Origin of the sequence: Methylobacterium nonmethylotrophicum, assembly GCF_004745635.1 — a bacterium.
GTDB lineage: Bacteria > Pseudomonadota > Alphaproteobacteria > Rhizobiales > Beijerinckiaceae > Methylobacterium > Methylobacterium nonmethylotrophicum.
On the sequence record NZ_SRLB01000005.1, the window covers coordinates 201,041 to 214,639 of the forward strand.

13 protein-coding genes are annotated in these 13,599 nt (G+C 73.9%); 9 read left to right on the forward strand and 4 right to left on the reverse strand.

Features of this window, described 5'->3' with window-relative positions; translation table 11 throughout:
- Window positions 1-343: 343 nt before the first annotated feature.
- From motA to EU555_RS07875, 9 genes are all read left to right on the forward strand, one after another.
- Window positions 344-1,216 carry a flagellar motor stator protein MotA gene (gene motA, locus EU555_RS07835; protein WP_135414113.1) on the forward strand — a complete coding sequence of 291 codons (873 nt, stop codon included), beginning with the start codon at window positions 344-346 and terminating at the stop codon, window positions 1,214-1,216.
- A 46-nt stretch (window positions 1,217-1,262) separates the two neighbouring features.
- A complete protein-coding gene (locus EU555_RS07840) occupies window positions 1,263-2,210 on the forward strand; it encodes a flagellar motor switch protein FliM (RefSeq protein ID WP_135414114.1) in 948 nt (315 codons plus the stop codon).
- On the forward strand, window positions 2,194-2,487 hold the full coding sequence (locus tag EU555_RS07845; RefSeq protein ID WP_135414115.1) for a hypothetical protein: 294 nt from the start codon (window positions 2,194-2,196) through the stop codon (window positions 2,485-2,487). The genes EU555_RS07840 and EU555_RS07845 overlap by 17 nt, the downstream gene beginning before the upstream one ends.
- An 80-nt stretch (window positions 2,488-2,567) precedes the next feature.
- Window positions 2,568-2,918, forward strand: coding sequence for a flagellar motor switch protein FliN (gene fliN, locus EU555_RS07850; protein WP_135414116.1), 351 nt, complete (start codon window positions 2,568-2,570; stop codon window positions 2,916-2,918).
- Between the two features lie 10 nt (window positions 2,919-2,928).
- Window positions 2,929-3,960, forward strand: coding sequence for a flagellar motor switch protein FliG (locus EU555_RS07855; protein ID WP_135414117.1), 1,032 nt, complete (start codon window positions 2,929-2,931; stop codon window positions 3,958-3,960).
- A complete protein-coding gene (locus tag EU555_RS36070) occupies window positions 3,941-4,132 on the forward strand; it encodes a hypothetical protein (RefSeq protein ID WP_167858488.1) in 192 nt (63 codons plus the stop codon). Before EU555_RS07855 ends, EU555_RS36070 begins: the two co-directional genes overlap by 20 nt.
- Window positions 4,125-5,189, forward strand: coding sequence for a flagellar biosynthesis protein FlhB (gene flhB / locus EU555_RS07865; RefSeq protein ID WP_135414118.1), 1,065 nt, complete (start codon window positions 4,125-4,127; stop codon window positions 5,187-5,189). Before EU555_RS36070 ends, flhB begins: the two co-directional genes overlap by 8 nt.
- The gene (locus tag EU555_RS07870) at window positions 5,186-5,626 is read left to right on the forward strand and encodes a hypothetical protein (RefSeq protein ID WP_135414119.1); all 441 of its coding nucleotides are present in this window, start codon (window positions 5,186-5,188) and stop codon (window positions 5,624-5,626) included. The genes flhB and EU555_RS07870 overlap by 4 nt, the downstream gene beginning before the upstream one ends.
- Window positions 5,627-6,091: 465 nt before the next feature.
- Window positions 6,092-6,808: a response regulator transcription factor gene (locus EU555_RS07875; protein ID WP_135414120.1), complete on the forward strand. Its 717-nt coding sequence runs from the start codon at window positions 6,092-6,094 to the stop codon at window positions 6,806-6,808.
- Window positions 6,809-6,922: 114 nt separating this feature from the next.
- Here the strand turns inward: EU555_RS07875 and EU555_RS07880 are convergent, their stop codons facing one another.
- From EU555_RS07880 to EU555_RS07895, 4 genes are read right to left on the reverse strand one after another with little or no spacing between them, the layout of a single operon-like run.
- Complete coding sequence (locus EU555_RS07880) at window positions 6,923-7,525, reverse strand: transglycosylase SLT domain-containing protein (protein ID WP_135414121.1); 603 nt, start codon at window positions 7,523-7,525, stop codon at window positions 6,923-6,925.
- Window positions 7,479-10,916 carry a flagellar hook-length control protein FliK gene (gene fliK / locus EU555_RS36905; protein WP_245524189.1) on the reverse strand — a complete coding sequence of 1,146 codons (3,438 nt, stop codon included), beginning with the start codon at window positions 10,914-10,916 and terminating at the stop codon, window positions 7,479-7,481. The genes EU555_RS07880 and fliK overlap by 47 nt, the downstream gene beginning before the upstream one ends.
- The gene (locus EU555_RS07890) at window positions 10,913-12,244 is read right to left on the reverse strand and encodes a chemotaxis protein MotC (protein ID WP_135414122.1); all 1,332 of its coding nucleotides are present in this window, start codon (window positions 12,242-12,244) and stop codon (window positions 10,913-10,915) included. The genes fliK and EU555_RS07890 overlap by 4 nt, the downstream gene beginning before the upstream one ends.
- A complete protein-coding gene (locus EU555_RS07895) occupies window positions 12,241-13,599 on the reverse strand; it encodes a MotB family protein (protein WP_135414123.1) in 1,359 nt (452 codons plus the stop codon). The genes EU555_RS07890 and EU555_RS07895 overlap by 4 nt, the downstream gene beginning before the upstream one ends.

Here is a 13,599-nt window from a genome sequence, read left to right on the forward strand (position 1 = left end):
GGAACCACCTCACTACCGGCGGAACGGGCCGGCGGCACTGATGTCCCGCAGCCATGCCCGAGCATCACGAATAAGGTTTGCATCGACAGATCTATGCTTCGTCAACCATGTTTCCCGGCCGGTCGCCAACCCGACGCTCGTATTGACCCTGTACGCTCGGGCAGAGCGGTGGAAGGTGAGGGCGACGCGTCGCGATCTTGTCCGGCTGCCCCTGCCGCCGGTGAGACGGGCCGGATGCCTCGCCGGCCGATGCCCCGGCGGCTGCCGGCGCCGGGCGCGAAAAAGCCCCGCGCAAGCCACCGGGCTTAGAGCGATCTCGCGTCAAGACGGAGCTTTGCGGGACATGGGGATCGTCGTCGGCCTGCTCATCGCGATCGGCTGCATGCTCGGCGGCTTCGTGGCCATGGGCGGCCACCTGATCGTGATCTGGCAGCCCTGGGAGTTCGTCATCATCGGCGGGATGGCGGCCGGCACCTTCGTGATCGCCAACCCGATGAAGACGGTGGTCGATTCCGGCAAGGCCACCATGGAGGCCTTCACCGGCAAGGGCCCCAAGCGCAAGGACTTCCTCTCCCTGCTCGGCCTGATCCACGCCCTCCTGCGCGAGATCAAGACCAAGCCGCGCAACGAGGTCGAGACGCACTTCGACGACCCGGCGAATTCCGAGATCTTCAAGAACTATCCGGACGTGACCAAGGACCAGGGCCTGGTCCTGTTCATCTGCGACTATTGCCGGCTGATCCTGATCGGCGGCGCCCGCTCGCACGAGATCGAGGCGCTGATGGAGGAGGAGATCGGCACGCACAAGAAGTACGCGCTCAAGCCCTACGGGGCGATCAACACGGTGGCGGAGGCGCTGCCGGCGCTCGGGATCGTGGCGGCGGTGCTCGGCATCGTGAAGGCGATGGGTGCGCTGGACCAGTCGCCGCAGATCCTCGGCGGCCTCATCGGCGCGGCCCTCGTCGGCACCTTCTTCGGGGTGTTCGCCTCCTACGGCGTGCTGGCGCCGCTGGCCCTCAAGGTGAAGGGCGTGCGCGAGAAGCAGTGCTCGGTCTACACCATCGTGAAGCAGAGCCTCATCGCCTACATGAACGGCGCCCTGCCGCAGGTCGCGATCGAGCACGGCCGCAAGGGCATCGCCGCCGCCGACCGCCCGACCATCGACGAGGTCGAGGCCGCCACGGTGCCGGGCGCCCAGAACCGCGAGGCGGCATGACCATGCACCATCCGCGAAGCGGCCCGAGCGCCGGGACACCCGACCGATGACCCGATCTCCGGACCCGACGATCCTCACGAGCCCCGCCGACATCCGCGCCCGCATCCAGGAGGCCGCCGGCCTGTCCCTGGACCGGCTGCCGATGCTGCAGCTCATCTTCGACCGCCTGGCCACCGCCTGCGGCGACGGCCTCAAGCACCTCGCCGCCTCGTCGATCCTCTATTCCCTGAGCGGCGTCGAGAGCGGGCGCTTCGGCGAGTTCCTGGACGCCTACGATGCGAACGCGGTGGTGGGCATCTTCCAGGCCCCGGCCTGGGACGGCCACATCCTGGTCGGGTTCGACCGCGACTTCATCTTCACCATGGTCGAGGTGCTGTTCGGCGGCGACGGCTCGGAGCAGCCGGTCGACGACGAGCGCACCTTCTCGGCGATGGAGCTGCGCATCGCCCAGATGATCCTCGAGCAGGTCGGCCGGGCGCTCGAATCCTCGTTCGGCCTCGTCTCGAAGACGCCGTTCCACCTCGAGCGCACCGAGACCCGGATGGAGTTCGCGGTGATCGGCCGGCGCAGCAACAAGGCGATCCAGGCCAAGTTCCTGCTCCAGGCGCTCAACCGCGGCGGCGAGATGTTCATCATCATCCCGCAGACGGTGCTCAACCCGCTGCGGCCGAGCCTCGCCAAGGTGCTGACGGGCGAATCGACCGCCCGCCGCGACCCGCGCTGGACGAGCCAGATCGCCGCCGAGGTGCAGAAGACCACGGTGCACCTGCGCGCCGTGATGGAGGAGCGCCACCTGAGCTTGGGCGAGATCGCCGGGCTGAAGGTCGGCCAGGTGATCGCCCTCGACGCCACGCCGGCGACCCGGATCAAGCTCGAAGGCAACGACAAGCCGCTGTTCTGGTGCCATGCCGGGCAGTCGCAGGGGGCCTACGTCCTGCGGATCGACGAGGCGATCCAGGACAAGGAGGAGGCGGAGCATGGTCTCGCTGGTTGACGGAGTGCTGCTCGCCGCCCTGGTCGGCACCAATGCCTGCGTGCTGCCGCTCTACCTGAAGCTCAAGCGCCTCGACCGCGCCCAGGCCGAGTACGGGCGGGCCTTCGCGGCCTCCGGCCACGCGCTCGCCAGCGCCGGCGAGGCCGTGCGCGGCTTCACCGGCGAGGGCCGCGAGGTGCTGGCCGCCCTCGGCGCCAAGATCGACGAGGCCCGGGCCACCCTCGAGGCCCTCGAGGCGGGCCGGCGCGCCGCGGCTCAGGCCGAGGCCGGCCGGTAGAACCGGGGCCCCGCAAGCCTCGGATCAGCTTGGGCGCTTAAGCCTGTCAGGGACTTCAGAGGATTCCACGCGAGCCCGCGATGAGCACGAGCCCCTTTCCCGATGCCGGCACGAGCCCGGCCTTCCCGAGCCAAGGCGTGCAGACCGGTGCCCCGATGGCGGCCGGGGGCAACCTCGACTCGATCCTGCGCATCCCGGTGCTGGTGCAGGTGGTGCTGGGCTCGGCCACCATGCCGGTCGCCAACCTGATGAAGCTCGGCCGCGGCGCCATCGTGCCCCTCGACCACCGGGTCGGCGAGCCCGTCGACGTGATGGTCAACGGCCGGGTGATCGCCCGGGGCGAGATCGTCATCGTCGAGGAGGACAATTCCCGGTTCGGCATCTCGCTGACCGAGGTGGTCGGCCCGGCCGACGCGTCGCAGAACGGCTGACCGCGTGAACATGGCGGCGCCCCCTCCGGCCCTGCGCGGCGCCTCGCGGTCGCTCGCGCCCGTCGACCAGGTCGCGACCCTGCTCCTGGCGATGGGCAAGCCCTCGGCGGGGCGCCTGCTGAAGTATTTCGAGCCGGACGAGATCAAGCGGATCACCCACTCGGCCTCGCGGCTCGGCGCGGTGACCCCCGACCAGCTCGACACCGTGGTCGAGACCTTCGCGGAGGAGTTCGCCGGCGGATCGAGCCTCGTCGGCACGGTGCAGGAGGTCGAGAAGCTGCTCACCGGCCTGCTGCCGGCCGACCAGATCGCCGACATCCTGGCCGAGGTGCGGGGCAACGCCAACCGCTCGGTCTGGGAGCGGATGGCCACGGTGCAGGAGAGCGTGCTGGCGAGCTACCTCGTCAAGGAGCACCCCCAGACCGCCGCCCTGATCCTGTCGCGGGTCAAGCCCGCCATCGCCGCCAAGGTGATGGGCCACCTGCCGCTTCCCCTGCGCAACACCGTGATGCGGCGGATGCTGAGCTTCAAGCCGGTGGTCGACGAGGTGATGCAGGCGGTCGAGCGCACCCTGCACGAGGACTTCATGATCAACGGGTCGCGCAATGCCGGCGCCGATACCCACGCCAAGATGGCCGACATCATCAACAAGATGGACCGCCAGCAGATGGACGAGGCGCTGTCGAGCCTCGCCGAGGCGCGGCCGAAATCGGTCGAGATCCTCAAGGGCCTGCTGTTCACCTTCGACGACATCGTCAAGCTGGCGCCGCGCGCACGCACCACCCTGTTCGACGCGGTGCCCAACGACCGCCTGGTGCTGGCGCTGAAGGGCACCGAGGCGGAGTTCCGCACCGTGGTGCTCAGCGCCCTCTCGGCGCGCGTGCGCCGCATGGTCGAGCACGAGCTCAACGGCGGCGAGCCGGCCGCCCAGCGCGACGTGATGGAGGCGCGCCGCAGCATCACCGACCTCGCCATGGAGATGGCGGGCCGCGGCGAGATCGAGATCAACCCGGGAGGCGAGGATGAAGCGCTCATCCGCTGAACCGGTCCGGGCCGTGAGGCGGGCGGGCGCCTGCGGCGCGACCCCCGTCGGTCCCGCCCCCTTCGGCCCGACTCCCGTCGGCCCGGCCCCGTTCGGCCCGGCCCCGTTCGGCCCGGCCCCGTTCGGCCCGGCCCCGTTCGGCCCGGCCCCGTTCGGCCCGGCCCATGTCTGAGGAGACCGACCAGGAGAGCAAGACCGAGGCCGCCACCGAGCGGAAGGTACGCGACGCGATCGAGAAGGGCGACGTCCCGTTCTCCCGCGAGGCGCCGGTCTTCGCCTCGATCCTCGGCCTCCTGGTCTGCCTCAGCCTGGTGGTCCGGGGGCAGGCGGCGGCCCTGTCCCGCGACCTCGCGTCGTTCCTCGACCATCCGGGGGGCTTCGCGCTGGCCTCGGGGGAGGACGCCCTGACCCTGATGCACGCGACCGGCTTCGCCCTGGCGCGCTTCCTCACCCCGATCCTGCTGGTGCTCGCCGGCTTCGGACTCGTGGCCTCGCTCGCCCAGAACGTGCCGAGCCTCGTCTCCGACCGCATCGCCCCGAAGTGGAACCGGATCTCCCCGGCCTCGGGCTGGAGCCGGATCTTCGGCCGGTCCGGCCAGATCGAGTTCCTGAAAGCCGTCCTTAAAGTCTCGTCGGTCAGTCTCGTCGTCCTCCTGCTCCTGCGCTCGGAGCAGGGCAAAGCCGTGAGTGCCATGTTCGTCGACCCGAGCCAGCTCCCGGAACTGATCCTCACGACCGCGATCCGCCTGGTCTCGGCGATCAGCATCGCCACCATCGTGATCGTGGCGGGCGACCTCGTCTGGGCGCGCCTGCGCTGGCAGCGCTCGCTGCGGATGTCGCGCCAGGAGATCAAGGACGAGCACAAGCAGATCGAGGGCGATCCCACCGTCAAGGCGCGCCTGCGCTCGCTGGCCCAGGACCGCACCCGCAAGCGCATGCTCGGCCAGGTCAGCCGCGCCACCGTCGTCATCGCCAACCCGACCCACTTCGCGGTGGCGCTCCGCTACGAGCCCTCCGAGGGACCGGCGCCGATCGTGCTCGCCAAGGGCCAGGACCTCATCGCCCTGCGCATCCGCGAGATCGCCGAGCAGCACGGCATCGCGGTGATCGAGGACAAGCCTCTCGCAAGATCGCTGTACGATGCTGTCCAGGTCGACCAGATGATTCCGGCGGAATTCTATCGCGCAGTCGCGCAGATCCTGTTCTTCCTGTTCGCGAGACAACGATGATCCCTCACGACCACGATCTCGCGCAGGCCCGGGCGAACTCCCGGGACGTGATCGCGGCGGCCGAGCAGGTCTTCGCGACGGCGATCCGCGACTTCATCACCGAGTTCTGCCTGCTCGACGGCAGCGTGCTGATCGGCTGGGTGCGGGGCGAGCGCCACGGCAACATCGCCGACCTCGTCGCCTCCTCGGCCGAGCCGTTCTTCAAGCACGCGACGCTCACCTACGCCGACGCCTCCGACGTCTGCCTCGACTGGGGCCGCTCGATGCAGGTGGTGCTCGACATGGAGTTCGCCACGAAGCCCGTGACGGTGTTCTTCAAGCTCGTCATCGACGGCTGCTTCGTCGGCGTCGCGATCCAGCGCATCCTGGCCGAGGACGGCCCGCCGTTGCGCCTCGACGCCTTCGCCCGCGCCCTCTCGGAGGCCCGCCTCGCCTGAGCCGGAAGCCGGGCCCGCCGCGCCGGACCACGGCCGCCGCGGGGGAATCCGCGTGGTGCATCTCGGCTCGGCCTTGCGGCTGTGACCGACAGGTCCGACGCCGAATCGCCCACCACCTCGGCACTTGCGCGTCCGCGGCCGGCGGTTCTACGCCCAGGCGAGCCGCCCAGCGCCCGCCCCGGCCGAGCTGACTGCGGTTTAACCGTCAGCGGACACACGCTCCCCGGGAGATCCCTCAAAAAGTCCTGCGAACGGGGCCTGCTGCGGCTCTGCGGTCATTGACCCGCAGCGGCCGCCCGGACATGAATTCGTCCTGGTCATACCAGACACCGCAGGGGTTTCCGGACCGGCGCGTCACCCGCGCGCCGGGCGGCAGAAGCTGCCGTACCGGGAGCACAAGAAGGGGCACAGGTCCGGGTCGGCGTGCCGCTGCGCCACCCGGCCGGCTCGACGAGGGCATGGCAGATGTATTTCTTGGTCGATGCCAGGAAATCGGTGAACGCGGGCTTCAAGGCCGGCTTCGACCGGGAAGGAGTATCTTCCTTCTCGCTGTCGCCGGAGGAGTTCACGAGCTGGATCGAAACGGCCTCGCGCAGCGACCTCGACGCGGTCCAGGGCTTCCTGCTCGGCGACTTCGAGGAGCGGGCCCGCTGCGCGAGCGCGATCCGCCGGCACTCCCGCGCGCCGATCATCGCGCTGGCCGATACGCGCTCGCTCGAGCAGACGCTGGTTCTGTTCGACGCCGGCATCGACGACGTGCTGCCCAAGCCGGTCCACGTGCGCGAGATCCTGGCCCGGGCCGAGGCGATCTGGCGGCGGGTCAACGGGGAGCAGGCGGCCGAGGCAGCCGCCGCGCCGCCGGATGCCCCGCAGGGCGGAGCAGCGGTGCGGGGCCCGGAGCGGCTGCGGGTGTTCTTCGACGGGCGCGACCCCGAGATCGACGGCGTGCCACTCTCCCTGCCGCGGCGCGAGCGGCACATCCTGGAATTCCTGGTGCGCAACCGCGGCCGGCGGGTGACGAAGACGCAGCTCTTCAACGGGGTCTACGGCGTCTACAGCGACGGCGTCGAGGAGAGCGTGGTCGAGGGCCACGTCAGCAAGCTGCGCAAGAAGCTGGCGCAAGCCCTCGGCCACGACCCGATCGAGGCCAAGCGCTACATCGGGTATACCTACGTGGGATGAGGATGGCTCCAGCGGTCTGACCGGCGTCGGAACCGCACCGCGATCTGCGGCCCTCCCCATCGTCCCGGGCGGGGCTTGCCGAGAACCCGGGTGACGGGAGGGCGTCGCCTCGCCTTACCGGCAGAACGCCTTCGCGCCCGTCGTCCACTGGCCGAAGCCGGTCGCCACCATGTTGGCGATCACCCGGCAGACATACTGCTTCTGCGCCGGGTTGTTGTTCGGCCCGGCATGGTAGCGCGCCACCGCCAGGGTCCAGCTGCCCTCCCGGGCCTTCAGCTCCTTGAGGAAGGTCGTCGCGTATTCGACGTTCTGGCGCGGATCGATCATCGCCTCGAGCGAGGAGAACTTCGCCCGGTGGTAGTGGTGGTTGATCTGCATGCAGCCGAGATCGACGAGGCGCACGCCGCTGGCCTGCGCCTCGCCTAGGCGCCGGATCACGTCGGCGGCGCTCGCACCGAAATAGGCCTTGCCGCCGATGTTCATGGCGTAGGGCTGGAGCGAGCCGCGGTTGCCGCTCTCGGTGAGGCCGACCGCGTACAGCATGCCGAGGGGCACGCCGTGGCGCGAGGCGGCCTGGGCCATCTGCTGCTCGCAGACGTTCCCGGTCGGCGGCAGCCCCGCCTTGGCGGCGCCGGACACCGTGGCGGCGGCCTGCGCGCCGGTGCCGGAGCTAAAGGTACAGGCCGCCGCGGTCGCGATCGCCAGGATGCGCGTCATCTCTCTGCTCCATGGTCCGGCGCCCGCCTTCCTCGGGCGCGTCGGGGATGCGGCGGGCCGGCTGGTCCGGATTCGCGCCGCCCTGCTGCTGCCCTCCGGCGAAGGCCTGGGAGGTCTGGCCGCCGCTCTGCGGCGCCTCGGGCTGACCCGAGGCGGGCTGGCCCGGGAGGGGGCCGGCCTGGATCGTGACGAGATCGGGCTGGTAGCCGGCCTCGCGCACCAGCGCGGTCAGGAGGCCGCCGTCGCGCCGCAAGAGGTCCGCCGTCTCCTCGCGCGCGGCCCGCAGGCTCATCTCGAGGCGCCCGTCCTGGAGCCGCATCCGGACCAGGACCTGGCCGAGCTCGGCCGGGCGCAGCTGCAGCGTCAGGAGCCGCACCGGCCCCTCCGCCTGCGCGGCGGCGCTCCAGGCCGCCGCGACCGCCCCGGCCCGGACGGCGCTGCCGTCCGGCAGGGACGGGGCCCCGCTCGTCACCGCGTCGGCGATCTGGCGCAGGGTGGCGGCGGGCAGTGCCGGCGGGCTCGCGAGCGGCACGGGCTCGGCCGCGCGACCCGCCTCCGGCGCGCGCAACGCCGGCTCCGCAGGGGCCTCGGCGCGGCGCTCTCCGGGCGTGGGCGGGGCGACGGCCGTCGCCTCGGTCGAGGCTTTGGCCGCGCGGCCGGACGAATCCTCGGGCGCGATGCCCTCGGCGCCGGACGGATGCGCGCCGGGGCGGTCCGGCGTCCCGGCAGGCTCCGGCCCGCCGAGGCCGGGCGACGCGTCGCCGCTCGACGCATCAGGCGCCTGAGCCGCCGCGATCGCGGCCGGGACCGGCCCGGCGGCCGGCGGAGCAGGAGCATGTCCGGGCGGCATCACCCCGCCCGCTGCGGTGCGGTTCGCCGGGCCTGGATCCGGTCGGGCCGCCACGGACGGCGTCGCGGCCGCGTTCGGTCCCGTCGAAGGCAGGGCCGCGGCGGGGCTCGGAGCGGAGGGGGATGCCGGGGCGGTCGCGGGCTCCCGCACGGCCGCGACGGACGGCGTCCCGGCCTGCTCCGGATCGCCGCTCCGCGGACCGGCCGGCCCGGAAGGCAGGGCCGGCCGCTCGGGCGACGGGGCAGCGGCCGGCGGCGGAGGCGGCGCCGGGGATGCGGACATCCGACCGGCGTCGGCGTTCGGGGCAGCGCCTCGCCCAGATGGCGGAGCCGACGCCTCGGCCAGGCCAGCGGCCGCCGGCTGCGGGCGCGTGACAAATATCCGGTCGCGGTCGCGACCCGGCGAAACGACCTCCTCGGAAGCCGGACCCGAGGGTGCAGGGCGCGGGGCGACCGCCGGCTGGGGCGGTGCGGCAGGCGGGATGGGGGCACGATCCTGCGGCTGCGCGAGGATCATCCCGTCCGCCTGCGCGACGGCCGGCCGCACGACCTCGGCCGGACCGGCGGCCGACCGGCCGTCCGGCACCGGCCCGGACGCGGCTGCGACCGGGACCTCGCGGGCGAACGGGACGCCGGCCGCTGCCGGAGCCGGGGACGATGCATCCTGCTGCGTCGGATCTGCTGCTGCCGGTGTCACGCCGGACGGCGCAGCCGCGGCCGGGGGGGCCGCCGGCGCTCCGGCGTCAGGTGTCGCGGCAAGCGTCACGGCAAAGGTCGCGGCGTGCGGCGTGAGCTCGGGCGGAGCCGGAATCGATGCGGGCGCGGCGCCCTGCTGCCGTGAGGGGGCCTGCTCCGCAGCGGGCGGCACGGCCGCCTGGTTCGTGAGGGCGCTCCGGCCGGTCTGCGCCGCCCCGGCAGCCTCGGGCCGTCGGACGGCCGGCGCGATGGCGTCCGCGCTCCGGGATTCCGCCGCGGGCGGCGAAGCCGTCGCCGCATCGCTCGGCGCGGCCGGTGGCGACCGGCCGGCGCCGGCCGATGCCTCGGCGGGAGGAAGCTGTCGCGAGGCCGCCGTCACAGCCCGGCGAACGAAGGGCGGAGCGGCCGCAGGCTCGGCCGTCAGCGGAGCGGCCGCGGGCGCGGAGGCGGTCGACCCCGCGTCGCGTCCTAGGACCGCCGGAGGTGCCTCGGGGATGACCGGAACCGGATCGGGCGTTGCTGGCGCGGCGGAGACGCCCGTGACCTGCGCCGTCGGCCCAGGCGCGGAGGCCGCGCCGTTCGGCTGGCCGCGGGCCGCGTCAAGACCCGGGATCGGCGGGGCAGCGGGCGCCGGCGAGGCGATCGAGGACCGTCCTGCGGCCAGCGCGGCCGAGGTCGCAGGCCCGGGCTCCGGCAACCGGGACGCCGCGGCCGCGGGCCCGGACATGACGACGGGCCGGGCCGGGCCGCCGGGCACCGGCTCCGCGACCTGCGGGAGATCCGCGGCGCCCGGCGCAGGAACGGCGGCCCGCATCGCCGGACTCTCGCCCCGAAGGCCCGCAGGCTGGATCGAAGCGGCCGGCATCGCGGCGTCCGCCGCCGTGACCGGCGGGCCCGCGACCGGAATGGCGGCGGCGGGAGCGGCCGTCGCCGCCGGAGGGGCGCTCGCCGTGGGGGGAGGCAGGGGCAGGGTCTCGGCCGGCTCCGGGCGGGGCGCGAAGGCCGCCTCCATGCGCCCGCGCGCGCCGGGTGAGGTCGGCGCCGCGACGGGCGCGAAATGCGTCTCCTGCGCCACCACGGTCACGGTGGGCCGCGCCGTGCCGCCGGAACCCGCCGCCCCGGCACCCGGGGGGGCGGAGGCCGGCACCGGATCGGGCCGAAGCGCCTCGCCGGGCGTCTGGACGCCGTTCGGCGAAACGGCGGGGGCCGGGATCGGGAGGGCGGCGCGCACCGGCCAATGCAGGGAGCCGAACGGAGCGATCGCGACGGGCGCGGACCCGTCCGGGGCGGGCCCCGGGTCCGGTGCGTCCGGCGAGCCGGCCTCGGTGGCGGGCACCGGATCGCCAGAGCCCGGCAGGGTGCGCGGCGACGCCGCCGGATCCACCTCGTGCGGCGGCGACCCGGCCCGGGACGTCGCCTCGTCCCGCGGCGGGGCGGGCAGCCTCTCCCGGGCCGGAGCCGCGGCCGCGAGCGCCCGGGCGGCATCGGGGATCCCGTCGGAGCGCGGATCCGGCGCGGCGGGTTGTTGGGGCGGCCGGGCGGCCGCCCGCTCCACCAGGGCGGCGAGCTCCGCCCCGACCGGACGGGCCGGCGCCGCCGACCCCGGATCGGCGAGGAGCGAATCCAGGGCGCCGCGCGGCGCATCGGCGCGCGGCGGGGGCTCCGCGGGGGCTTCCGGGGCGGCGTTCGTCCCGGCCTCCGGCGAGCCCGCGGGCGCGCGGCTCTCGAGGAGTTCGAGCACGGCGTCGAAGCCGGGGCCGGATTCCGGGCGGGCGGCCTCGCCGGCGGCGCGGGCGGCGTCGAGACGTGGGCGCGGGCCCGGCAGCATCGCGTCGAGGGGGCTCACGGGTCGGTCCTGTCGATCATCTGGTCGGCCCGCGCGAGCGCCTCCCGCGCCCGGGCGATCGAGGCGGCGTCGGGAATCTGGCGCCGGCCGGCGGGTGCGGAATCCTTGGCGGAGGCCTCTCTGGGCGGCGCAGCCGGCGGCGCGCCGCCGCGGATCTGGCCGGCGGTGGAGAGCGCCGCGTCGAGCAGGGCGAGGTCGGACGGGTCGAGGCCGGCCCTGTCGACCGCGCGCAGGGCCCCGAGCCCCTCCTCGTAGCGGCCGTCGACGACGATCAGGGCGGCGGCGCGGTAGAGCCGGGCCCGGGCGGCGGCCTCGGTCTCCGGCCCCGCCAGGCTCAGCGCCCGCTCGGCCGCGAAGGTCGCGGTCTCGCGCCGGCCCTGCTCCAGGCCGGCCCGGGCGACCAGGAGGTAGAGGTCGCGCCGCTCGCCGGGCTCGATCTCGTCCAGCATCCGCTCGAGCTGGGCGATGCGGGCGCGGTCGCTGTCGAAGTCGAGCCGGGTCAGCGCCGTGGCGAAGCGCTGGCGGAACGTCCCGGCATAGACCGAGCGGCGGAACCGGCGCAGGTACTGGATCGCCAGGATCTCGAAGCGCTTCGCATCCCCGCCCTGCGCGTGGATGAAGATCTCGCGGCGCAGCGCCCCCTCCTCCACCAGGGTGCCGGGAGCGAGGAGCCGGGCGAGGTCGAGGAGCTCGATCGCCCGCCGGGGCGTCTCGCGCACGGCGAGCGCCGCCTGGGTCAGGGCGAGCTGGCCGGCGAGGGCGGGGGGCTGCGTGCGGGCATCGAAGCGGCCGAGCAGGGTCCGGGCCTCGCGCTCGCGGCCCTCCAGGTAGGCGAGCGCGCCGACCACCAGGGGCGAGTCGGCCTCCGGCAGCTTCGCCGTCTCGAGCATCCGCCGCAGCAGCGCCGGACCGCCGCCACCGAGCGCGAAGGCGACCGCGGCCCGCAGGTTCTCCGGCGACGTCCAGGCCTCGGGTGGAAGGGCGAGCAGGCGCTGCTCGATATGGCCGAGGAGCTGGCGCTGGGCGAGATGGGCCTGGGTCGAGCCGCGGGCGATGCGGTCCTGCAGCAATTGCAGCGTGCGCACCAGCTCCACCGGCAGGCCGCGGGGCGCCACCGGCAGCGGCTCGACCGGCTTCGCCGGCGCGCCGTGGCCGTCGCCGTGCCCGCCTCCCCCGCCATGCGCGTCGGCCGCCGGTGCGGCGTGGCCGCCGCCGTGACCGTCCCCGCCGGCCTGAGCGGGAACCGCGGCGACGAGGAGGCCGGCCGCCAGAAGGGCGATCCCCGAGCGGACGGTCCCGAGGCGCGCGATCCGGAGGCGCCGGCTCATTCGGGCAGCCCCCGCACCAGGATCTCGATGCGCCGGTTCTCCGCCGCCTTCGGGTCGGCGGGGTTGCGGGGCTGGCGGTCGGCGTAGCCCTCGATGCGCTCGATCCGGGACTCGTCGACGCCGCCGCGCACCAGCATGTAGGAGGCCATCTGGGCCCGGGCCGTCGAGAGGCGCCAGTTGTCGTAGGTCTCCGAGCGGAACGGCCGCCCGTCGGTATGGCCGCGGACCACGATGCGGCCGGGCCGGGCATTGATCACCTTGGCGATGCGCTCGAGCGCCCGCACCACCTTCGGGGTCGGCTCGGCCGAGCCGATGCCGAACATGCTGAAGTCGATCTCGTCGGTGATGCTGATCAGGATGCCCTCGCCGGAGCGGCGCACCTCGACCTTCGGGGTCGGCGTGCCGATGGACAGCGGCGCCACCGCCTTGGCGATCTCGGCCTTCATGGCGGCGAGTGCCGCGGTCTCGGCCGCCTTCGGGTCCTTGGCGGGGTCCTTGACGGAATCCTTGGCCGCATCCTTGGCCGAATCCCTGGTCACGTCCTTGGGCGCCGGCTCCTTCAGGGCGGCAACCTTCGGCGCCCCGTCCTTGGGCGCCGCCTCCTTGGCCGGCTCCTTCGGGGTGAGTGGCAGCGTGTCGTCCGCCGAGGCGACGCGCAGGGGCGCCTCCTTGGTGTCGGGGCGGGCGGAGTCCCGCGGCCTGGCCGCGGCCGCCACCTGTCCCTTCGCGTCGAGGCGGGCCTCGGCGGGGGCCGCGACCGCGGTGCCGAGGGTGCCCGGCCGCTCGGTGCGGTGTCGCGGCAGCGGCTCGACCTGCCAGTAGAGCGGATCGAAGGGATCGCGCGCCGCGTCGCCGCCGCTGATCCCGGGCTGGCCCGTCTCGACCGCGGCCGCGTCGGCGCTCGCCGTGTCGCCCCGCTCCGCCTCGGCGGCGAGGCGCGCCAGCACCGCGTAGGGGTCCTGGAACAGGGCCGATTCCCGAGCCCGGCTGCCCGGCGCGGCCTCGCCCCGGGCGTCGCCGGCCTTGCCGTCTCCCTTGCCCTCTCCCTTGCCCTCGCCGCCCTTGCCCTCGGCCTTGCCGCCCTCGGCGCCGGGCTCGGAGGGGGTGTCGTGGGGATCGCGCAGGCCCTTCTTGTCGTGGGTGACCTCGGCGAGCTTCACCGGGTTGAAGTACTCGGCGATGGTCTGCTTCTGCTCCTTGCTGGTCGAGTTGATCAGCCACATCACCAGGAACAGCGCCATCATGGCGGTCATGAAGTCGGCGAGCGCGATCTTCCAGGCGCCGCCGTGATGGCCGTCCTCGTGGTCGCCGTGGCGCTTGATGATGATGATCTCGTGGCGGCCGGTCTCGGACAT